Origin of the sequence: Chitinophaga sp. CCNWYY40 (assembly GCF_037483205.1) — a bacterium.
GTDB lineage: Bacteria > Bacteroidota > Bacteroidia > Chitinophagales > Chitinophagaceae > Chitinophaga > Chitinophaga ginsengisegetis.
Genome location: NZ_JBBHLF010000001.1, coordinates 243850 through 266157, shown reverse-complemented (window position 1 = coordinate 266157; position 22308 = coordinate 243850). Strand labels below are relative to the sequence as shown.

General features: G+C 44.3%; 19 protein-coding genes and 1 tRNA gene. 10 read left to right on the top strand and 10 right to left on the bottom strand.

What is annotated here, in order from left to right:
* Positions 1–19 precede the first annotated feature (19 nt).
* The 6 genes from V7S65_RS01070 to V7S65_RS01045 all read left to right on the top strand — a co-directional run bounded on the left by V7S65_RS01070 (position 20) and on the right by V7S65_RS01045 (position 10540).
* Complete coding sequence (locus tag V7S65_RS01070; protein WP_336386506.1) at positions 20–3208, top strand: PVC-type heme-binding CxxCH protein; 3189 nt, start codon at positions 20–22, stop codon at positions 3206–3208.
* A gap of 358 nt (positions 3209–3566) precedes the next feature.
* A complete protein-coding gene (locus tag V7S65_RS01065; RefSeq protein ID WP_336386507.1) occupies positions 3567–6704 on the top strand; it encodes a SusC/RagA family TonB-linked outer membrane protein in 3138 nt (1045 codons plus the stop codon).
* A gap of 27 nt (positions 6705–6731) precedes the next feature.
* A complete protein-coding gene (locus tag V7S65_RS01060; protein WP_336386508.1) occupies positions 6732–8234 on the top strand; it encodes a RagB/SusD family nutrient uptake outer membrane protein in 1503 nt (500 codons plus the stop codon).
* A 214-nt stretch (positions 8235–8448) separates the two neighbouring features.
* Positions 8449–8889 (top strand): hypothetical protein, encoded by a 441-nt coding sequence (locus V7S65_RS01055; RefSeq protein ID WP_336386509.1) that lies wholly within the window; start codon positions 8449–8451, stop codon positions 8887–8889.
* 256 nt (positions 8890–9145) lie between these two features.
* Positions 9146–9742, top strand: coding sequence for a methyltransferase domain-containing protein (locus V7S65_RS01050; protein WP_336386510.1), 597 nt, complete (start codon positions 9146–9148; stop codon positions 9740–9742).
* Positions 9743–9781: 39 nt separating this feature from the next.
* Complete coding sequence (locus V7S65_RS01045) at positions 9782–10540, top strand: YoaK family protein (protein ID WP_336386511.1); 759 nt, start codon at positions 9782–9784, stop codon at positions 10538–10540.
* A gap of 10 nt (positions 10541–10550) precedes the next feature.
* Here the strand turns inward: V7S65_RS01045 and V7S65_RS01040 are convergent, their stop codons facing one another.
* Positions 10551–11258 (bottom strand): Crp/Fnr family transcriptional regulator, encoded by a 708-nt coding sequence (locus V7S65_RS01040; protein ID WP_079468654.1) that lies wholly within the window; start codon positions 11256–11258, stop codon positions 10551–10553.
* 164 nt (positions 11259–11422) lie between these two features.
* Between V7S65_RS01040 and V7S65_RS01035 the strand changes: the two genes are divergently transcribed.
* On the top strand, positions 11423–12037 hold the full coding sequence (locus tag V7S65_RS01035) for a methyltransferase domain-containing protein (protein ID WP_336386512.1): 615 nt from the start codon (positions 11423–11425) through the stop codon (positions 12035–12037).
* 132 nt (positions 12038–12169) lie between these two features.
* Here V7S65_RS01035 and V7S65_RS01030 read toward each other — a convergent pair whose 3' ends face one another.
* The 4 genes from V7S65_RS01030 to V7S65_RS01015 all read right to left on the bottom strand — a co-directional run bounded on the left by V7S65_RS01030 (position 12170) and on the right by V7S65_RS01015 (position 13897).
* On the bottom strand, positions 12170–12478 hold the full coding sequence (locus tag V7S65_RS01030; protein ID WP_339544976.1) for a hypothetical protein: 309 nt from the start codon (positions 12476–12478) through the stop codon (positions 12170–12172).
* Between the two features lie 110 nt (positions 12479–12588).
* Positions 12589–12873: a hypothetical protein gene (locus tag V7S65_RS01025; RefSeq protein WP_079468657.1), complete on the bottom strand. Its 285-nt coding sequence runs from the start codon at positions 12871–12873 to the stop codon at positions 12589–12591.
* Positions 12874–12893: 20 nt separating this feature from the next.
* Positions 12894–13490 (bottom strand): methyltransferase, encoded by a 597-nt coding sequence (locus tag V7S65_RS01020; protein WP_336386514.1) that lies wholly within the window; start codon positions 13488–13490, stop codon positions 12894–12896.
* Entirely contained in the window at positions 13490–13897 is a 408-nt protein-coding gene (locus tag V7S65_RS01015) for a hypothetical protein (protein ID WP_336386515.1), read from the bottom strand. Before V7S65_RS01015 ends, V7S65_RS01020 begins: the two co-directional genes overlap by 1 nt.
* 94 nt (positions 13898–13991) lie before the next feature.
* On the opposite strand from V7S65_RS01015, the gene V7S65_RS01010 reads away from it, so the two are divergent.
* The 3 genes from V7S65_RS01010 to V7S65_RS01000 all read left to right on the top strand — a co-directional run bounded on the left by V7S65_RS01010 (position 13992) and on the right by V7S65_RS01000 (position 15937).
* A complete protein-coding gene (locus V7S65_RS01010; protein WP_336386516.1) occupies positions 13992–14705 on the top strand; it encodes a Crp/Fnr family transcriptional regulator in 714 nt (237 codons plus the stop codon).
* Positions 14706–14814: 109 nt separating this feature from the next.
* On the top strand, positions 14815–15774 hold the full coding sequence (locus V7S65_RS01005) for a DUF5996 family protein (RefSeq protein WP_336386517.1): 960 nt from the start codon (positions 14815–14817) through the stop codon (positions 15772–15774).
* A gap of 79 nt (positions 15775–15853) precedes the next feature.
* Positions 15854–15937: transfer RNA gene (locus tag V7S65_RS01000), tRNA-Leu, on the top strand.
* 541 nt (positions 15938–16478) lie between these two features.
* On the opposite strand, the gene V7S65_RS00995 is transcribed toward V7S65_RS01000, so the two are convergent.
* The 5 genes from V7S65_RS00995 to V7S65_RS00975 form a co-directional block, all read right to left on the bottom strand.
* Positions 16479–17942, bottom strand: a complete 1464-nt coding sequence (locus V7S65_RS00995) for a serine hydrolase (protein ID WP_336386518.1) — start codon at positions 17940–17942, stop codon at positions 16479–16481.
* 132 nt (positions 17943–18074) lie between these two features.
* Entirely contained in the window at positions 18075–19088 is a 1014-nt protein-coding gene (locus V7S65_RS00990) for a terpene synthase family protein (protein WP_336386519.1), read from the bottom strand.
* Between the two features lie 73 nt (positions 19089–19161).
* The gene (locus V7S65_RS00985; RefSeq protein WP_336386520.1) at positions 19162–20160 is read right to left on the bottom strand and encodes a terpene synthase family protein; all 999 of its coding nucleotides are present in this window, start codon (positions 20158–20160) and stop codon (positions 19162–19164) included.
* A 44-nt stretch (positions 20161–20204) separates the two neighbouring features.
* On the bottom strand, positions 20205–20366 hold the full coding sequence (locus tag V7S65_RS00980; RefSeq protein WP_336386521.1) for a hypothetical protein: 162 nt from the start codon (positions 20364–20366) through the stop codon (positions 20205–20207).
* 88 nt (positions 20367–20454) lie between these two features.
* A complete protein-coding gene (locus V7S65_RS00975; protein WP_336386522.1) occupies positions 20455–22248 on the bottom strand; it encodes a DUF885 domain-containing protein in 1794 nt (597 codons plus the stop codon).
* Between the last annotated feature and the right edge of the window lie 60 nt (positions 22249–22308).

Here is a 22308-nt window from a genome sequence, read left to right as displayed (position 1 = left end):
TCAGCTAAATTTATCTAAGATGCCCAGACTATTAAAAATCGGCATTTACACGTCTTTTATTCCCATGGTGTTGGCGATAATGATACTACACGCCTGTAAATCCGAAGTAGCCACTCCGCTTACCATTTCCGGGACCTCACATATATCCCTGATCGGTAACAACCTGGGATCGAGAATGATAAATTATGATAATTTTGAAACGGAGCTGTATCTCCGCTACCCGGAGTATAAACTACACATCCGCAATATGTGCGATGGTGGCGAAACGCCCGGCTTCCGGCCACACGCCGGCAGGAACTCCCCCTGGGCATTTCCCGGTGCAGAGAAATTCCGTCCTGTACTGGACAGCCAGGTTCAAACAATAGAAGGCCCGAGCGAAGGACACTTTGAAACGCCTGATCAATGGCTCACCAGGCTCAAAACAGATGTGATCATCGCCTTTTTCGGCTATAATGAATCATTTGATGGAAATGAAGGGCTGAATAATTATAAAGCCGAATTGGATGCCTTTATAAAATGGACGTTCAAGCAAAAATACAATGGCGCCTCAGCACCGCAACTGGCCATTGTTTCACCCATTGCTTTCGAAAATCTTTCTGATAAATATGATCTCCCCGATGGCCGGAAAGAAAATGAAAACCTTGCTTTGTATACCCAGGCAATGAAGGAAGTGGCTGCCCGTAATAACGTATTATTTGTAGATGCATTCACGCCTTCCAAAAAATGGTACCAGGATACGAAGGAGCCTTTGACCATCGACGGTTCACAACTGAATGAAGAAGGTTATAAAAAGCTGGGACGTTTGCTGGCAGACCAGATCTTTGGAAATGTGGCCACCAGCACAGAAACCAACAGAAAGCTGGTACACGACGCTGTAATGGAAAAAAACTGGATGTGGCTCAATGACTATAAAATACCAAACGGAGTACATGTATTTGGTCGCCGGTATGATCCTTACGGACCTGATAATTATCCTGCGGAAATAGAAAAAATCCGCGAGATGACAGCGATCAGGGATACCGCAATCTGGTTGGCCGCTTCAAAAGGCGAGAAGATGGATATTGCGGCTGCCGATAAAAATACCAAAGTATTGCCACCTGTTAAAACCAACTATAACCCTGCTAAAAACGGGAGTCTCCGGTATCTCAGCGGGCAGGAAGCAACAGGTAAGCTGAAAGTACCACCGGGGTACAAGGTTGAGCTTTTTGCTTCAGAGGAGCAGTTCCCTGACCTGGCCAAGCCAATGCAGATGTCATTTGATAATAAAGGCAGGCTATGGGTGGCGGTGATGCCGAGTTATCCTCACTATAAGCCCGGAGATGCCAAACCCAATGATAAAATAATTATTTTTGAAGATACCGACAATGATGGCAAAGCCGACAAGGAAACGGTATTCGCAGATAGCCTGCACCTGCCAATCGGCTTTGAGATAGCAGCAGAAGGAGTATATGTTGCCCAGGGGACCAATCTCAAATTGTTAACGGATACAGATGGTGATGATAAAGCAGACAAAACAGAGATCCTGCTCAGTGGATTTGACGATCATGACACACATCACAGCAGTCACGCATTTACAGTAGATCCTTCAGGAGCGATCTATTCAGGAGAAGGTGTCTTTCTTCATACACATATAGAAACTTCTTACGGAACTATTCGCGCATCCAACGGCGGCTTTTACAGGTACGACCCACGCCGCAGAAAACTGGAACGTACTGCGCAGCTTTCTATTCCAAACCCCTGGGGCATTGCATTCGACGACTGGGGACAGCCATTCTTTGCAGAAACATCCAGCCCGGATATGCGTTGGATGCTCCCCGGAACCGTATTGCCCAGGTATGGTCAGGCTACGCATAAATCCATCCAGCTGATAGAAGATAAACATAAAGTACGGCCAACATCCGGTCTTGAATTTGTGTCCAGCCGGCATTTCCCGGATGAAGTGCAGGGCGACTTCCTCATCAACAATACCATAGGATTCCTCGGAACAAAAGAACATACGCTGCAGGACGATGGAACAGGCTATAAAAGTCATCACCGCATGGACCTGCTGGTAAGCGGAGATCCCAATTTCCGCCCCGTAGATCTGGAGTTTGCCCCCGACGGGTCATTATACGTGATCGACTGGCATAATATTCTGATCGGGCACATGCAGCATAATGCACGCGATCCGTTGCGCGATCACTCGCACGGGAGAGTATACCGCATTACTTATCCGTCGAGACCACTGGTGAAACCCGCAAATATAGCGGGAGCACCAATAGAAGAACTCCTGGAGAACCTTAAATTACCGGAGTACAGAACCCGCTACAGAACCCGCCGTGAACTGAGAGGACGCGATGTTTCAACCGTACTTTCCAAACTGCAAACCTGGGTATCCCATCTGGATAAAAAAGATCCGCGGTATGAGCATCATTTGCTTGAAGGACTTTGGGTGAGCTGGGGAATGAATAAAGTGGATCAGCCCCTTTTAAAACAAGTATTAACAGCCAAAGATTATCATGCAAGAGCCGCAGCAGTACAGGTGTTGCGGTATACCGGGCACCAGGTGCCTGACCAGGCAAACCTGTTAATGCAGGCAGCAAGAGATGAAAACAGCCGCGTACGCCTGATGGCTATCGTAGCCGCCTCCTGGATCGGTAAGGAAAAAGGTCTTCCCATTTTAGCAGAAGCAAAGAAAATGCCGCTGGATGAATGGATGATCCATGCCTATGAAACCGCAGTGGCACATCTCAATGGCGAAAACGTGAAAAAGGGAAAAGAGAAAGGTGCCAATACAAACCTGAAAGGTGCAGACCTCGCACTGTTTAACCAGGGAAAGAAAATTTATTCCATAGAAGGATATTGTAAAACATGCCATCAGGCAGACGGCAAAGGACTTCCTGATTCGGGCTTCCCTCCTCTTGCCGGCTCCAGGTGGGTAACAGGAAACGATGAACGGCTGATCAAGCTGGTGATGAAAGGGCTCCTAGGACCAATAGAGGTAAACAATAAAAAATATACCGGCCAGGTTCCCATGACGCCTTTTGGCGGGTTACTGAAGGATGATGAGATTGCCGCCGTGTTAACCTACGTCCGGAATTCGTTCGGAAATAAGGGAACGCCTGTTTCGCCGGAAAAAGTAAAACAAATAAGGAAAGCCATAGAAAGTAAAAAAGACTTCTATTCTTCCGAACAGTTGCTTAAAGAGCATCCTATGGAAAAGAAGTAACAAAAAAACGACTTGTTATTTCATCTTCCTGTTTTACGCTCTTCTGTTAATTTACTATATCACTTAGCGAAAATATCACAAGGAAGTTTCAGTTTGTATATTTAATATTGTTAGGATTTCTAACCAATATAAATAATTACCGTAGCCACATAGATATAACAAAAGCATTCAACCAAAAAAACCACATTACTCAGATAGCATTCACTGTACAACGACCACATCAGCACTCACATTATAATACGTTATGATCAGCACAGGCAGCCATTTCTACTGCCCTGGCACATCTATCTGTCTGTTACTTAACAAATGTTTCTGGAATAATAGGATACTATCAAATTAACCTAATAACATTTTAACTATGAAACAATTTTCCACGGTGATTTTTAAAATGCCAGCATTGCGCCAAAAAATCATTTATGCCACCTTTGCCTTATTCATGGGAATAGTAATGTCCCTCCATGCAAAAAATCCGGCAACGCTTAATTATCCTTCACCATCGCTCAAGGATGTACGTGGTAAGGTATTGGAAGAGAATGGTGTGGGCGTACCCGGCGTGAGCATCAAAGTAAAGAATGCCAATAAGGCAACAACAACCGATGGTGACGGGAACTTCAGCATTAAGGGCGTTCCCGACGATGCAGTGCTGATCGTTTCTTATATCGGCTATATTACCCAGGAAGTCAGTGTTACTTCTGCGGATATGCTGATTAAACTTGTTCCGCAAATTAAAAAGATAGACGAAGTAGTGGTGGTAGGTTATGGAACAACTAAAAAATCAGATCTGACCGGGGCGGTTGGTACCGTTAAAGCTGAAACGCTGCAGGAACGTCCGTCGTCCTCGTTGAACCAGAGTTTATCCGGGCGTGTATCCGGGGTGAACGTATCTTCAAATTCAGGAAGGCCCGGTGGCAGAACCAACATCCGTATCCGTGGGTCCAGTTCCCTGAGCGTTTCCAATAACCCATTATATGTAATAGACGGTGTGATACTGAATCCTGTGGGTTTGAGAAATGGCAGTACGCCGATTGACTATATCAACCCCAACGATATTGCTTCCATCGAAGTACTGAAGGATGCTTCTTCTACAGCGATCTATGGAGCCAGGGGCGCCAATGGTGTGATCCTTGTTACCACAAAAAGAGGTACTTCTGCCGGGGGAAGAATTACCTATGATCCCGACTTCAGTATAGGCGTGTTGCCAAAGAAGCTGGAGCTGCTCAATGCAAAAGAGTTTCTGGCAGTAGAAGACCTGGCTTATGCAAACGCTCAAAAATATGATCCCGTAGGATGGGCAACGGGAACAAAATACACCGACCCAAAAACCAAACGTACCAATCCCAAACTATTTGATTCACAGGGAAACCCTTTATACGATACAGATTGGCAGGATGAGGCATTCCAAAAAGCATTTACACAGAACCATCAACTTGGATTTACGGATGGTGACGAAAAAAGAAGCATAGGCGCTTTTTTAAACTACCGTAGCCAGGATGGACTGGCACGGGGCTCCTGGCAGGACCGGTACGCCGGTCGCGTGGTGTACGACAGCCAGATAAAAGACTGGTTAAAGGTTGGTGGCACAATGAGCTATACGGATCAGCGGGAAAAACAAGTGGACCAACTTGATGGAGGCGGTATCACCATGATGCGCCAGGTATTGGAAGCGCTGCCTATTATCCCCGTAAGATATGCAGACGGATCGTGGGCCAGCAACAGGGATTATCCCGGCATGGAGGGCGGCGATAATCCACTAAGGGTAGCTGCCGACAGGATTTCCATTCTGCATACACAAACCCTTCTTGGCAATATGTATACAAACATTCACCTGGCGCCTGGGCTGGAATTGAGATCGACTATTGGCGTCAATATCATTAATCAACGGGAAGATTATTTTGCTGCAAAAGGAATGCAATACATTTCTGACAATGGAAATGCGTTCATTAATAATAACCGGTACAACTCCTGGCAGTTTGAGAACTACCTTACCTACAACAGGCAGTTTTCAAAAGTGCATGCTTTAAATGCTATGGCGGGAGTATCCTGGCAACATATTGACCGTTTTGAAAACCAGGCGAGTACAGAAGGCTTCACCGACTCGTACTATCAATACTACAATCTTGGTGCAGGCTCCAGTCCTCAACCTCCGTCTTCCGTAGGAACGGCGAATGGATTGAACTCTTACTTTGGCCGTGTCAATTATGGCTTCCGCAACAAATATTTAGTCACCTTTACCGGCCGCCTGGATGGATCTTCCAAATTCGGAACTGACAACCAGTTTGCATTCTTCCCTTCTGCCGCCCTTGCCTGGAGAGTAACGGAAGAAGATTTCATGAAAAGCATCGCCGCTATATCCAACTTGAAAGTCCGTGCCAGCTATGGCGCCACAGGTAACTCTGAAATACCCGCCTACAGGGCACTTGCGGGCATGGGAAATTATAGTGTAATTTTCAACGGCGCACGCAATTCCGGCGTTGGTATTGACCGTATCGCCAATCCTGGTTTACAGTGGGAAAAAACAAAACAGGTCGACTTCGGACTTGAACTCGGTTTGTTCTCCAACAGGGTAAATCTCGAACTGGATCTATACCGCAGAAAAGTGGATGGCATGCTGCTGGATGCCCCATTACCATACACCAGCGGACGTGATAAAATTTTCTCCAACGTAGGAAGTATGGAAAACAAAGGGGTTGAATTTGGGATCAATACAACCAACATTAAAACCGATAATTTTTCCTGGAATACTACCTTCAATATCTCCATCAATAAAAACAAAGTACTTGCTTTGGCCAATGGCGATATATCCTCCGGTAACGGTATCATCAGGGTGGGCGAACCCGTCGGCTCTTTCTTTGGAAGGGTGCATCTCGGCACCTGGAGCAGCAAGGAAGCTGACGAGGCAAAGAAATACAATATGCTACCTGGTGATGTAAAATATAAAGATATCAACAACGACGGCATCATAAATGATCTGGACCGGACCATCATCGGGAAAGGCATACCCGACGGGTATGGCACCTTTCTGAACACCTTTCAATATAAATCATGGTCACTGACAGTAGACCTGCAGTTTATGTACGGCAACGATGTATTAGACAGAAGTATACATTCGGCCGAAGACAGGCAAGGCATCGCCAATAGTTATAAAACCGTGCTCAACGCCTGGACGGAAACAAACCAAAATACGCCTATAGCTCAAATACGTCCTATCAACGCGTATTACACCACTAATAACGACAGCCATAAAGTAACGGACGGTTCGTTTATCCGTGGCCGTAATTTACTACTGGCATATACGTTTCCCTCCACAACAGTTTCTTCTTTAAAACTCAATCGCCTGAGGGTATATGCCTCTGTGCAGAACTTCTTCCTGGTTACGAAGTACAAAGGATACGATCCTGAAGTTTCCAACTCCAGCTCTCCTTTTGATCAGGGCCTGACATTGTACGATTATCCAAAGCCACGGGTATTTATGCTGGGGCTTAACGTAGGGTTATAATACATAACAAACTTCAAACGAAAAACTATGAAAGCAACAATAATAAGATTCGGACTGCTGGTATTAACAACCGGTGCATTATGGATAACCGGTTGCCGGAAATTTTTAGATGAGACAGATCCCAGCAACTATACAGAGGATACTTATTTTACAAAACCCGAACATGCCAGGAGTTCCGTAAACGCCATCTATGCCAGTTTACGGGATCCTATGGACGGTGGTTTCAACGGCGCACCCTGGACCATGACAGAATTTGCTACCGGGCAGGCCGCTACTGATCTTGGACAGGCCGTTAACAGCTATTTTATAAAAGACCTGCATAATACAGCCGATAACACTTATGGAGAGAATTACTGGAAAAATTACTACAAGGGGATCAGTAATGCGAATCTATCCATCGCAAAAATACCAGGCATTAACATGGACGCCGCAGAAGCCAAAAGCCTGTTAGGCGAGGCTCACTTTTTACGGGCCTGGTATTATTTCAACCTGGTACAAATGTTTGGTAATATTCCTTTAATTACTGAGCCTGTTGATTTAAAGTCGGAACAGTTAAGGCCCATGCAGGCAGCCCCGGAAGATGTTTACAAATTAATTGTGGATGATTTAACAGCAGCAGAGAACGCCGGGTTACCCTGGAGAGATGCCAGTGGAAAAGTAAGTTTGGGCGCCGTAAAATCATTGCTGGCAAAAGTGTATCTCACGATGGCCGGCTACCCTTTACAAAAAGGAGCTCCCTACTTTGACCTGGCAGCAAAAAAAGCAGGGGAAGTATTGGATTCAAAACAGTTCAAGCTATTTGACACTTACGGTGATTTGCATAATCCGGCAAAGAAAAATATAGAAGAGAACATTTTTATGATCCAATATAAAACACAGGTCATTCCCGGCCCCTGGCAGTCGCTCATTATTCCTTACAACAAGAATATCTCCGCCTATTCTGCCGAAACAGGAGGCATTTACGCCACGGCCGACTTTGTAAAATCGTATGATGCTGCAGACCTGCGCGCCAAAGAAGGTCAGTTCTTTTTTACCGAATTCACCAACCAGGACAACAGAAACCTGAAGGTAAACCTGGGCGGATATTTTATATACAAGCTTTTTGATGTGACGGCACAAACCACCACTGCCAACAGCGATCTTAACTGGTCGTTGATCCGTTACGCCGATATATTGCTGGTGTACGCCGAAGCAGCTAATGAAGTAAGCGGTCCGGCCGCAAAAGTATATGAAGCGGTTAACCAGGTACGTACAAGAGCAAAATTACCGGCATTGGCGGGGTTATCTAAAGATCAATTGCGGGAGTCCATCTGGCGGGAACGTTGGTATGAGCTGTGTTTTGAAAACGTCACCTGGTTCGATATGGTACGTCTTCGTAAAGCATTTAACGTAAGTACCAAAGGCTTTGATAATTATGTAGGTCATAAGTTTTCTTACGGGCCGGTTCTAACGGAAAGAGAACTTTTATTTCCGATACCAAGTACGGAATTGAGAAATAACCCCAATCTGATACCTACAAAAGGATATTAGTTTGAAGGTGCAAATAGTTTGACTAATTTATATTTAAGGAACGGCCCGCAATACTTAAGAAAGTATTGCGGGCCGTTCCTTAAAAAAACCTCGTTATTTCCCCTCAAACTTCCTCCAACAGCTCTGCCGATTTAACAATAAAATCTTACAGCATCCAATAATAAAATTCTAACTTAAATGCTCATTTGAAAACCTAACATTTAAATTTTAACCCATGAGAAAAGCAATCTTTCTAAGCTTTCTGCCCCTGCTGTTTTTATTACAGAGCTATGCAACCTCCACTTCCGGCAGAAATGATGAAATCAGCGGAACCCATTGCGTTGTTCCCGGAAAATCCATTAACAGCGCAGCCAACAACAAAATCCTGACGGAATTTAATGTCCGGATTACACTGGCAGACATTTATGGTGCGCCGGTTACCGGCGGCACCGGTTTACGCGGTTACTGGGCAAAAAATGTAGCAACCGGCGTGTACTATTACCCGGGTGGACAGGAAGACGAAGATAAATTTGATAACCTGCCGGCTGGTACCTACACTTTTGGCGCATATCCGGGCAACTGGGAAGGAGCGGTTTCCTCAACCGTTACGCTCAGCAGTGATGCAGTTGGACCGGATGGTTATATTGTTGTAACATTAACTTATTGGGTGGAATAACCCAACGTAGAAGACAGGTTGTAAATCAAATGATTTACAACCTGTCTTTTTTTATGCCCTTCCCCAAAACAGAAACCGGTAACCCCGCCCCTCAAAAAGTGACTTTTTGCAATTTTTTAATTGAAAAGTATCAATTAAACCGAATCGATCTTCCGGTAACTTTGCACCATTAATAACGCTCCCGGAAGGCATTTTTCCGGTTAACCTTTCTTTGCTAACCAGCAACCTGTTCTTTCTAAAATAGTCAGCAATAAACATGGAAAATATTATATCCGGGCCAACGTGGTATGTGAGTGATGCAGCATTTGACTGGCTGTATCCTGAGAGAATACAGCAATTATCCAAGCGGCACTGGACACCTATGGAGGTAGCGAGAAAATCGGCCAAATTCCTGGCTTCCGGAACCGGGAAAAGAATACTTGATATAGGAAGTGGTGTGGGTAAGTTTTGTCTTATCGGAGCACATCAATTCCCGGAAGCTACATTTTATGGTGTAGAGCAGCGAAAAGAATTATATCATTTTGCGCAGGCAGCCAGGGAACGGACCGCATCAGGGAATGTTGAATTTATCAACAGTAATTTTACACAGGTAGATTTTAACGACTTTGATCACTTTTACTTTTACAATGCGTTCTTTGAAAACCTGGTTGATGAGGGACAAATAGACCAGGATACCGAATATTCCACAAGCCTGTATAACTATTATACACGTTATATGTTCAAAGGACTGGACAACAAACCCAGTGGTACCAGGTTAGTGACGTTTCATAGCCTGGAAGACGAAATCCCTCCCAGTTACCAGCTTGTGGATGGTACGGTAGATTTTCTCCTGAAAATGTGGATAAAAAGATAACCTGAAGGTTATGTAATCTACCTGCGTAAATATTAACAGATGCTGCGTCATATAGGAAGAAAAAGAAACTACCGGCATAATTTACGGCTCGCCGTACTTTTATGCTTTACTGCCGGAGTAGTAAATGCGGCCGGTTTCTTTGCTTTTGCGGTACTAACCACCAATGTAACCGGCCATGCGGCATTACTGGCGCATAAGTTGGCAACGGGTGACTTCAGGTCTGCACGAATGGTTGGTTTATGGCTGGTACTTTTTCTTGCCGGAGCATTTTTCTCAAGCTTCTGCACCGGCAAAGCAGGACAGCACAAAAGATTTGGTTATGCAATACCTATCGTATGCGAGATCATTATCCTTGTGCTGGTAGGTAGTTTTGGATATACCTTTGATCAATCTATTATCAAAACAGAATACTTTGCCGGCAGCCTGCTATTTGCAATGGGAATGCAGAATGCCCTGGTATCCACAATTTCCGGGTATGTGGTTAGAACTACACACCTGACCGGGATGTTTACAGATCTTGGTATTGACCTGTACACATGGATATCCACTTCTGGCAAAAGCGTTGCAACGGTCAGGAAAAAAATTATCCTGCGGCTCGTTATCATCACTTTTTTCCTGACAGGTGGAATTGCGGGGGGATATATGTTTCTGAAATTTAAGTATGTTACCTTTTATTTACCGGCGGCGGTACTGGTTATTGCGATGTTCTACGACGCTTTCCGGGTGAGGTTATCCAAAATGGTACACCGGATCAGGATTCAGGATAAAAAAATAGTGACGCAACCAGCTGATAATTGATTGGCGGCATCTATTTATAGTTGGCTATCTTAATCAACTTACCAACATCTTTTATCATAATTTTCCTTCCTTTTGTTTCCAGTATATTATCTTCTTTGAATTCAGTTAATACTCTTACGATATTTTCCCTGGCAGTACCCACAAGGCTGGCCAGGTCTTCACGGCTTATGTTTATTTCTATCGACATTCCTTCTACATAATTTTCCTTATACTTTTCCCGGATAATGATTAATTGCAGTGCCAGTCTTTCTCTTACGGTCTTTTGGGCGAACATGGTCAGGCTGTTTGCCAATACCGCAAATTCATGGCTTAAAGTTTTGAGTAGCCTGTTGTTCAGTAAGGGGGAATAGTCGAGCGCCTTGAGGAAATCTTCTTTGGGAATGAATGCGATGGTGCTCTCTTCTATAACGGCTGCAGAATCCGGATACCGGTCTTCCGATAAGATGGCATGATACCCGATCAGCTGCCCTGTATTAGCCAGGTAAATGATCTGCTCTTTACCGTCATTGTCAACTTTATATTTCTTGACCTTTCCTTTGGTGATATAAAATATGCCGGATGGATATGACCCTTCCCGGAAAAGCACTTCATTCTTTTTGTATATCTGCTCGCTTTTATGGGCTATCAGCATCTCATAAACATCCGGCGGCAGATCCGCAAGGATGGATTCACTTTTGAAATCCCATTTATCTATTGGAAATATACCCTTGATACTCATCGCATACAAAATTAACATTTTTAAAGTTGATAAAACTCACTTTTCAGGGTGATAAATTTCACCGCAGCGCTATTGAATGATAGATACCTTTGGGGATATGACTAAAGCAGGGAGATAAGATTATCTGCAAGTCAATATTTCAACTGTAAACCGTAGTATAATACATGTCATTTACATCATCAACTTCATTACGTGGGCATTCAGATAAGTGGTTTGAATCAGACGCCAACTTTCATCATCTTTATCCCCTTTACATACAGGCACTGGCACAAAGGCACTGGACTCCCTTAAGGGTAGTTCAGAAGGCATCTAAATTCCTGGCTGCCACACCGGGTGCCAAAATACTGGACATTGGCAGCGGGCCGGGGAAATTTTGCCTGGGAGGCGCCTACTACAACCCGGATGCTTTCTTTTACGGCATTGAGCAGCGCAGCGACCTGGTACGTTATGCTTTCATTGCCAAAGAAATGGTGGGGCTTAACAATGTTACCTGCATGTATGGTAATTTAACAGAGTTGGATTTCAGCCAGTACGATCACTTTTACTTCTTCAATTCCTTTTATGAAAATCTTCCCGGCACCTATAAAATAGACGATAAACTTACTTATTCAAGGTCTTTGTATAATCAATATAACAGGTACCTGTATACCCAGCTTGAAAAAATGCCGGCGGGTACAAGGCTTGCCACCTACCACGGCGCCGAAACGGAAGCACCACATGGATATCATATTGTGGGCACGGATATAGATCATCTGCTAAAATTCTGGATTAAGTTATAATTGACCGAGGGCGAAAAGATACTTCACTGGTATAAAATATCTGAACGCCGTGATAAAATGTATCACAGCGCTCAGATGATGGTTGGTTAAATGACATGCCCGCTACGGGGAGCATTATTAAACAAGTGGAATTTAAGACAACACGCTCTCCTTTTGCTTCCGCGTTTCAGCTTCAGGATCATGGCCCACATAGAAGGTCAGGTATAGCGTCCGGGACAATCGCATTAATAAGGGCATTGAAAGCGTTAATATAATCCCGTTAACGATCAGCCAATGAAAGATGCTGTCATCTCTCCAGGTTATACCAAAAATCAGCCAATACCATATTAGGTTAAACACGGAGAACATCACCGCCAGCACATAGCTAACGTATCCGGTTCCATACCAGAATCCTATTTCCAGTTCTGTCCGCTGGCCACACACGGGGCAGTTACCGTGCATATCCAGGACTCTTTTTAGTTGGTAAGGATTATCATTTTTAAACAATTTCCCTTTTCTGCAACGGGGACATTTATTCTTTAAAATGCCCGCAATAAAATTGGATTTCTTCATCACAATATTTTCTTCTGGTCCGGAGTGACCTGCTTAACGGATGTATCTCTGATGCAGATAAGTGCAAAACGGTAGCAACTCCATTGCTCACTACTACATTCAAGCGGCGGAATTCCTTCCAATGCTGTCTCTAATTTGTTGAGGCATCGTTGTACTATAAATCCATTCTTCTTCTTCTCCCTCATGTTATTGACAGATACCTGGATAACATCTTTCACTTCTGCATTATTTTTTGCCACCCTGATTTGTTCAATTATTGTGGCTACATATTTATCTATTGTCATGTCCCGGCGTATTATTTTTTTTATTTCTTCATCCACATTTTCAGTAAAAAATCTTCAGAGGCATCTATCAGCCTGTAACCCGGAGGCACTTCATCTTCCAGGCTGTGAAAGGTTACCAGCCTGGTTCCTGCAGGTTTATTATCCAGTTCCCTGTACAAATAGCGGGAATAGTATTGATAGAGACTGGTGGAATAATCAATCTGCTGATCTATTCTATTCCTGGTGTCTAAATTTTCAAAGAAGGCATTGTAAAAGTAGAAGTGATCATAATCTGCCAGGTTAACCTGTGTGAAGTTACCATTGATAAATTCTGAATTAATTGTTTTCGTGTATTCTTTTGCAGCCAGTGCATAATGATGTAATTCACTTCTTTGTTCCACGCCATAAAAAATTGATCCGGGATAGTAATGAGCGCCGATAAGCGCAAATTTTCCAACACCACTTCCTATATCGAGGATCTTTCCATTTCTTTCAGATGCCAGGAAAGCAGCGGCGCTTTTGGCGATTTCCACGGGAGTCCAATGCCGTTTCGACATTTGCTGAATCCTTTCCGGGAACAGCCAGTCGAAAGATGCATCTGTCAGATACCAGGCCGGTTTCATCAGCGTGTTTTCCATTACTGATTAGCAACTTTGGAGCGTATTAATTTCTGATAGTTTTCCGGAGAAAGAAGTGACTCCTGGTTGTAGAATTTCAGCGGAGTAACGAAAAAAATCCAGCCGTTGTCCTGCGGGCTTTCCAATACAAGGTTTAGATTTCCTGAAAGTTTTTGATTCCTGCCAAGATATTTGCAGCCGACCGGTGCATGTACAGGAATAATCTGATCGGCGGTGTGAATTTCAGCAATAATGGTTCCTTTCTCAATAATGCCTTTGGGGTTATGCCATATTATATTAACTATATTCTTAATCCCTTTCAATCTATGTGCAGAAACACCTACAAAACCAACACTACCATTTAAATCAATCCACTCATGATTGTCTGTGAAATTAATCCTCGGACGGGAAATAGTTGATATTTTCATATTGCAAAGGTACCTTTGATGGTATTCGGTTTCATTGATACTTTTCAATTAAAAAACTGCAAAAAATCACTTTTTCGCCCAGTGGGTCATTTCTATGAGTTTAGAAGGTCTGTTTCCCATCTATAAATGGAATTTTAAATCTCAATCCATCCTGAGTAATCTGCCTGAAGATGAATATGCAGCGCTCCATACCCATATGCAGGAACAGCGTTATGGGAAAGGGGAAGTAATATTCAGACAGGGAGCTGTTGCTTCCGGTATTTTCTTTATAAAAAAAGGGAAGGTTAAAAAGTACCAGGTTGACCAGAATGGCCGGGAGCAAATTATATACGTTGCCAATGCAGGCGAATTAATCGGGTATCATGCTATTTTAGCGGATGAGCGTTATCCGGACTCCGCTGCTACCATAGAGGAAAGTATCATAGCCTTCATTCCCAAAGAAGATTTTATGGCTATTATGGAAAGGTCCAGCGTACTGCCACGCAGATTGCTCAAAATCCTCAGTCATGAATTTACAGTACTGGCAAACAGTATTTCTGTATTTGCGCAGCGCTCTGTTAAAGAAAGACTGGCGATTACATTAATTGTATTGCGCGAAAAGTTTAAAGAAGAAACAGCAGCCGGGGAAGATATTATGATCAATATTTCCCGTAGCGACCTTGCCAATATGGTAGGTACCGGTAAAGAGAATATTGTCAGGTTTTTGACTGAATTTAAGTCCGCCGGCATTTTAACCTCACACAGCAAAAAAATCTGCATCAAAGATATCAGGCAACTTATAAAGGTATCCGGATGTGGTAATGTATAACCGTTTCAACTCCTGGTTCATTCAATCCCACCCTCTTTTCCGGACAGAACATTCCCTGCTTCCTTTTTGTTAAATAGTCACTGAACTTCTTACCCTTCAATCATTCGCTATGCAAAATGCCAATCCCAAACAGGATCAGTGGCCTGTACTCACCTACAACAACTGGAAAGATACATTAGCTACCGTGCACCTGTGGACACAGATAGTGGGAAAGATCCGTCTCCGGAAAATGCCGTGGTTAAATCACTCGTGGCATGTAACGCTGTATGTAAGTCCGGATGGGCTCAGCACCGGGAGCGTGCCATACCAGCATGGCATCTTCCAGATCGACTTTAACTTCATGCAGCATCAGCTGATTATCATTACCAGCACCGGTAAAAGAGAAACGCTGGAACTGCGCCCCAGAACAGTAGCCGACTTTTATAACGCGTTATTTGAAAAGCTGGAGGCGCTGGATATTGATGTAACTATTTACACCGTACCCAGCGAAATTGCTGACGCCATTCCGTTTGAGAAAGATGAGGTGCATCAGTCGTACGACCGGCAGAAAATGGAGGACTTCTGGCAGGCCCTGGTCAAGATCCACAATATCTTCACCCGTTTCAGAACGCGCTTCACCGGCAAATGCAGCCCGGTCCACTTCTTCTGGGGCGCCTTTGACCTGGCGGTAACCCGGTTCTCCGGAAGGGATGCGCCTCCTCACCAGGGAGAAGCGCCTAATATGCCGGCGGCAGTAATGCGGGAAGCCTACTCCAAAGAGGTGAGTTCCTGTGGATTCTGGCCGGGCAGTGAACAGTACCCGCATGCCGTTTTTTATGCCTACTGCTACCCTGTTCCTCCTGCCTTCAGCGAACAACCCGTTCAACCCGCCGGCGCCTTTTACAGCCAGGAGATGGGAGAATTTATGCTGCCTTATGAACTGGTACAACAGGCTGCAAATCCGGAGGAAACGTTGCTGGCATTCATGCAATCGACCTATGAAGCGGCGGCCAACACAGGGCATTGGGACCGTGCAGCACTGGAATGTGACCTTTCCCGTTTGGAAGTCGCGTATGGGTGTTTCAAATAGATTTTAGTATTTTTTTGCAAAAATATTTGGTAGAATGTTTTAGCTGCTTATCTTTGCAACCCCTGACACAATATCAGTTGCCCAGATGGCGAAATTGGTAGACGCACTGTGTTCAGGTCGCAGCGCCTGCAAGGGTGTGCTGGTTCGAATCCAGTTCTGGGCACTAAAGTGGACAAATCGAAATTCATCTCGGTTTGTCCATTTTTATTTTCGGCAAAACCCGTTTCCAGCGTATATATTAACTTAACGGCTTTTTTAAGTCGGGCGAAAAGCAAGAAGGAGAACAATCCCCGATTGGCTTAATCTTATGTGCCGAAAGCAGACGAGAACAAGTTGAGCTGTTGGAAATGCACAAGGATGGGATCATGGTAGCTGAATATTGGACAGAACTATCTCCTAAAAAAGAACTGGAGAAAAAAATACATCATCTCTTCATTGAAGCTAAGGAAAGAATTGAGCGTAAGAAGGCGCTGGAGTAATACTTCGAATGCAGAGCATGAGGAAATTGACCATTGGGGTTTTACCAAAACATAGCTGGCAACCAGGCGATTGCCAGCTAATAGCACGCTCTTTTCATCAGCAGATAAAATTAGATACCCTTTTTTACGCCGGTGAGAAGAATAATAATTCACTGGATCTATTAGCTGAACTTGTACTGCATGCTATCCATGAGTAGCTTAAATAGCTGAATACGATGCCGCACCTTATTTACCAGATCTAAGCTGTTTTATATGTTGTTCTGCATTCTTGTTTTGAGGATCCAGTTTCAGGGACTGTTCATAGTTTTTAAGAGCGGATACATTATTGCCCAGTTCTTCATAGATCTCGCCCAGGCTATCAAATGCATTAGCGCTTGTGGGATATAAATAAACATTCAGTTTAAATATTTCCAGCGCATCAGCGATCCTTTTTTGTGGGATCAGTTTATATCCCCAACCATTTATTTCTTTTTCCGTTACTGTAAAGCCAGTATTTGCTTTCTTCAGTTTCTTTACTTCTTCTATGGCATTTTTATATCCCACCTTATCTAAGGTAATTTTTAATGCTCTCAGGGATGTGGAAAGGCCAAAACCATTCGCTTCTTTCATATCCGGGATAAACAATCCGGCGAGTTCATCAATGAATACATCCGGTGTCCCGCCTGAGAGATTTGTAAGCACAATAATGGAAAGGTCATCATTGGGATATACAAATACAGCCGAACGATTGCCACCAACAGGCGCCAGGGCCGGATGATCTGTTCTTTTAACAACCGGCCAGCCTGCAGCATAACCATTAAGTAAACTGCTAAAGCCACTTGTTTCGCCATTATTCAGTACTGCAGGTGTCCAAAGTGCCCGAAGGCTTGCTGGTTGTGTTAATAACTGCATACTTTGTAAGGCAATGATCCAGTCCGCCAGTTCTTTTGCTGTTGAACTCATTCCGGCAGCCGTTTGCAAAAAAGGAGGAAACGAAAAGAACATATTCCGGAGTTGGCCTTTTTGATATTGGTAACTACAAGCTGCATGGGCTACAATGTTTTTGGTAGCCCCAAAACCAGATTGTATAGTTTTCAACATCCCTGCTTTTTCCAATTGTTGTTTGGTAATGAACTCCTGGAAAGACATACCGCTTAATTTATCGATAATGCGGCCGAGTAGTAAATAATTGGTTTGGTTATAACTAAATTTCTCTCCAGCCTTAAATTCATTTGGCATTCGAAGTATCTTATTCCAGGCTTCCTCCGGATCATCGGCTATTAAAACGGATTCCTCTTCATTTACAATATCCGGGATTCCCGAAATATGCGACAAGAGTTGCTGAACCGTTAGTGGCTTCCATGCGTCAGGTATGTCTGTGAGGTATTCAGAAATGGGTGCATCCAATTTTAATTTTCCGGCTTCCACTAATTGAACAATTGCAACACCTGTAAATGCCTTGGTGATTGAATTAATAGTAAAAACAGTTTTGTCGCTTACCGGAATGGAGTCCTGCAGATTTGCCAGTCCATAATTGCCCGTTTTAATAATTTTCCCATGCCTTACAATCGCCAGCTGTAACCCGGGAATTCTGCGCTTCTGCATCTGGTTTTGGATAAAAAAATCAATGCTGTCTGCTTGTCCAAAAACACTAATATTACAAGAGAAAATCAGCAATGCGATAAGCCCTGTCTTCAAAATGCCAGTCATGTTGGATGAATTTCCCGCAAAGAAAGCATTTTTCCACCACGCTTACAAGCAAACAGGGATAGTTGTTTTAGGACGAGTCAAATCAATCAAACTCGCTCACAATCGAATAAAATCGCTAACAGTCAGGGAAACTTAGCCTCCATTTGCCTGAATATTTGCAGTACGACCCTCCTCGGGCCAGGCGAAACCAACTCCTCCATGTAAATATCTTTCCGTTTGCAGATAAAAAGTATTTACTCCCTGGATCCCGACTCCTGCATAATAAAAGAATTTATCAACGTGTTCCTGATATTCACCAAACTCACGATACTCTGTGTGTAAAGTAAGTAATTCCGCCATTTCCTCATTGTGTATGCGGAAGGCCTCTTTGCAGGCATCCTCCAGCGAAAGATTATATTGTTGCTGCAATACAAAGACCAGGTTAAAAACTTCTGTTCCCTTCGCCATTTCTTTGGGCAGGGAATGAATGTCGTTTTGCCACGCAATAACCAGGGTCATATGAGATATGATCTTTTGAACGACAATGTGCTCAAAGATATGTTCTGGCAGCACAAGGCCCGATTCAATTTCACCAAAGATCAGATACGGACGCATAAGAACGGAATACTCACGAATGGTTTTGAAAAGAGTGAGCGACGGTGGGCGCTGGGCTATTTTATAAGGATACTCCAATTCAATCCCATATCTGACGGATTGATAGAAATAGTAAATAAAGCGTTCCACCCATATTTCAGGCATCAAAGCACGGAATTCATCCCTGATCAATGCCATATGTTGATAGATTGCGTTTTCTTCCGGCCTTGGTTGATCGCCCTTGAGAATGGCTGTACAACGATCCCGTAGCTGTTGGATTTCCTCAAGAGACGAATTTTCCACCTGATCGTCGAAAGCCACGTATTGGAGCATGAACCTATTGCAGGGAATACTTTGCTCATAGGTTAAGTCCGGCCACATACGGGCAGTGCAGACATGCAGCTTCATTCTCTTGTATTTTTCCCGTTGCTTTTCAGTCAAAAAAGTGTAGTCATTATCAATCCAGCCATCCATATCTTTCCCCATCTGTTCTGCATGTGGACTGATAAGGTCCGGCCAGGGATAATAGCCATGTGGCAGGTAATCTTTTGAATTAAACTCTTCTGGTCTCATCTTGTTTGAAGTTTGAGTTTTGTAGATTATAAAATGTATAACGGTAACAGGTTTATTCCATTTCAATATCTACTTACACCTGGTTGAATTTCTCTCTTAGCTCCGCAGCATTGGGGAAAGCAGTTCCATTGTACCGGTCTAGCTTAGTAGATACATTTTTCCAGCCGCTGAGCACCATGCTCATATAGTGCACCCAGTTAACCACGGCATCCTGCCATATCCCAAAGTCGGGTAAGGCAGCCTGCAAGGTGACAAATTCTTTCAGGTCTTCATTATGCAGACGCAGGTCTTCGAGGCACGCTTCTTCCAGGGAGATTCCGTACTCATGCTGGATCACCTTTACAATGTTATAATAAATACTGCCGGTTGCTTCGTCTTTATTCACCGATTGCACCTCGTTGAAGTAGGTTACCAGGTGGCAGGCAAGTGCCTGCAAGCGCCGGATCACCGGATGCTGGTGTATTTCGGGTGGTAAGATTATTTCTGTTTCGACTTCTGTTAATTGCAGGAAGGGGTAGAGACAAATGGAATCTTCCCGCAGGGCAATACATTCTGCCACAGTGGGGAAGGTCTTATTCCTTTTGTACGTAAGCTCCATTTTCAGGCCGGCAAAATACCGGCTGATCATTTCCGAAAAACGAATGATCGATTCCTGCGGGATAAACTGCAATAGTTCCTGACGTAACGATTCGAGCATATTACCCAGAGGTATTTCTGCTTCAGCAGCTCCTATCTCACCCTTCAGTATAGCCACTGTTCTGTCGTGTACATACCCGATATCCTCAGGAGTCCCTTCTTCATACAGATCGTCGTTGTACAAGGTCCAGAGCATGAGCCTGCATATGGGTTTCAGCCGTTCAAACGAAGCCGTAGGGAACCAATGAGAGGCGATGTGGGCCGTTTTAGTTTTCTTGTACTTTTTCCGGAGGTCCGGATTTTGCTCATACAGCCATAAGTATTCCCCGTCTATCCATTGCGTTTCTGTAATTTCCTGCAACTGGTCCGCATAGGGGTTTTTAAGGGCCGGGAACGGATAATTGAATTTAGTTCGAAGCAGTTCAAGAGTGTTCATGGATAAGTAGTTAATTGAATGGATGAAATAGAAATAGAATCTGGTCAGGGGTTAAAGCCCTTATCGCCATAGTCTTTCATGAAATTATTATAGACTATTGCGATAGCGCTGCAGTGATGTTGCAGATAGACTGGTCCTGGAATATATTCTATCAGGCGGTCAGATAGCGGCTGCGACAAGGCCGCAGGGCAGGCAATTGCGCGCATAAAAAAAGCCGAAGTAAGGTACTTCGGCTTAATATTCTGATAATAACCTGATTAGCAGGCCAATTGTTTCATTTCTTCCGGTAACGTGTTATTTCTCACTATAACTTTGCGCCCAGCTGTTCATATAATCTTCCAGCACATTCAATGGCATATCTCCATTCCCGAGCAGGGCGTCATGAAAATCTTTCAGGCTGAATTTACTACCCAGTTTTGCCGCCAGTGTATCTCTCAGTGCTTTGATCTTTAGTTCACCGGTTTTGTAAGACAGTGCCTGTCCCGGCATGGCCATATAGCGTTCCACTTCGGCAGTGGCAACCGGCTCGCTGATGGATTCATGCTGCATCATATAAGCGATGGCTTCTTCGCGCGTCATTTTACCGGTGTGAATAGCCACATCTGTTACCAGCCTGATAGCCCGGTGAATTTCCATATTCAACGCACCCATTTTCTGGAAGGGATCTGTATAGCAACCCAGTTGTTCTCCAAGTGATTCGCAGTATAATGCCCAGCCTTCAAAGTAAGCATAGAAAGCCGGCTGCCTCCGGAATGCGGGGATATCATTATTCTCCTGCTGGGACGCTATCTGAAAATGATGACCGGGTATTGCCTCATGGATAAAGGTGGCTTCCATGCCCTGAAAGGTAACGTTGATCTTTGTGGCATCCGGAACCGGTACATAAAAGGTGGCCGGTATATTTTCCTGCAGGTTGCCCTTGATGTAAAAGGGACCGCCCTGCGAGGCTTCCCGGTAAGCCTCCACCCTTTTGATCACAAAAGGAGTTTTGGGCTGATGTCCAAACAATGCGGCCAATGCCGGCTGCACTTTATTGTTGATAGTGCGATACGCATCCAGTACCTGTTCCGGCGTTTTAAATGGCATGAAGCGGGCATCTGTTCTCAGGTAATGAAAGAAATCAGCCAAAGAGCCTTTGAATCCCACCTTTGCTTTTATTGTTTCCATCTCCTTTGTAATACGCGCCACTTCTTCCAAACCCGTCTGGTACACCTTTTCCGGGGTAAGACCAGGAGAGGTGGTATACAAACGCAGGTAGTACTGGTAAATCCGGTCCCCTCCCGGCAGGGCGGACAGCCCGGCGTGATCCTGCGCCGCGGGAAGGTATGTATCCTTCAGGTAAACGGCCAGCTTGCGGTAAGCGGGGACCATGCTGGTGGCAATAACCCGGTGATACAAGGTGGTGATCCGTTGTTTCTCTGCGGCGGTGAATGAAGCCGGGAACTGCGACAGCGGCTTATAAAATACATTCCTGGCAGTGTCGTTATCCGCCAGTGCTTCCATCTGTGGAATCATTTGTAATACGAGTGCTTTAGGGAGTACGATACCTGCACGAATACCTTTATTAAAATTGGCGATGGTGGTGTCGGTCCAGTCCATGAATGCAGTCATACGTTTTGCCCAGTGCTCATAATCCTTTACCGTGTTAAAGGGTTGTGCGCTGCTCCCCGATCCGAATTGCGCCAGTTCCAGCGGTGTAGATACAAACTGGTTCATTGGCAGATACTCCAGGTGCAGCTGCAGCGATTCCTGGCCGGTGGTGAGAATATCTTTCAGGATGTCGTAAGAGATCCTGTCCGGGGTATTCAGGCTGGTGCGGTCAACTTTTTTTAATGCGTCCAGGTATTGCTGATAGAATTTACCGGTAGCGGCGATATGGGAACCGGCGCCGTCGTTCGACAATAAATCGTCATAACGGTGATCGCCTGCAGATGTGGCTTCTGTGGGAAATAGCTGCATGCGTTCATTATAGTAGTGATCAAATAGCTGATGCAACTTTTCATTGTTCTGTTGCGCCTGCGCAACGGTAACATATAGTGTGCTTGTTATGAGCAGCAGGAACAACTGCACTTTTCTTTTTTTAGACATAACCGCTTTGTTTACCGGACAAAGCTAGTAAGCGGGAAGTTCTGAAAATTGTATAAAATT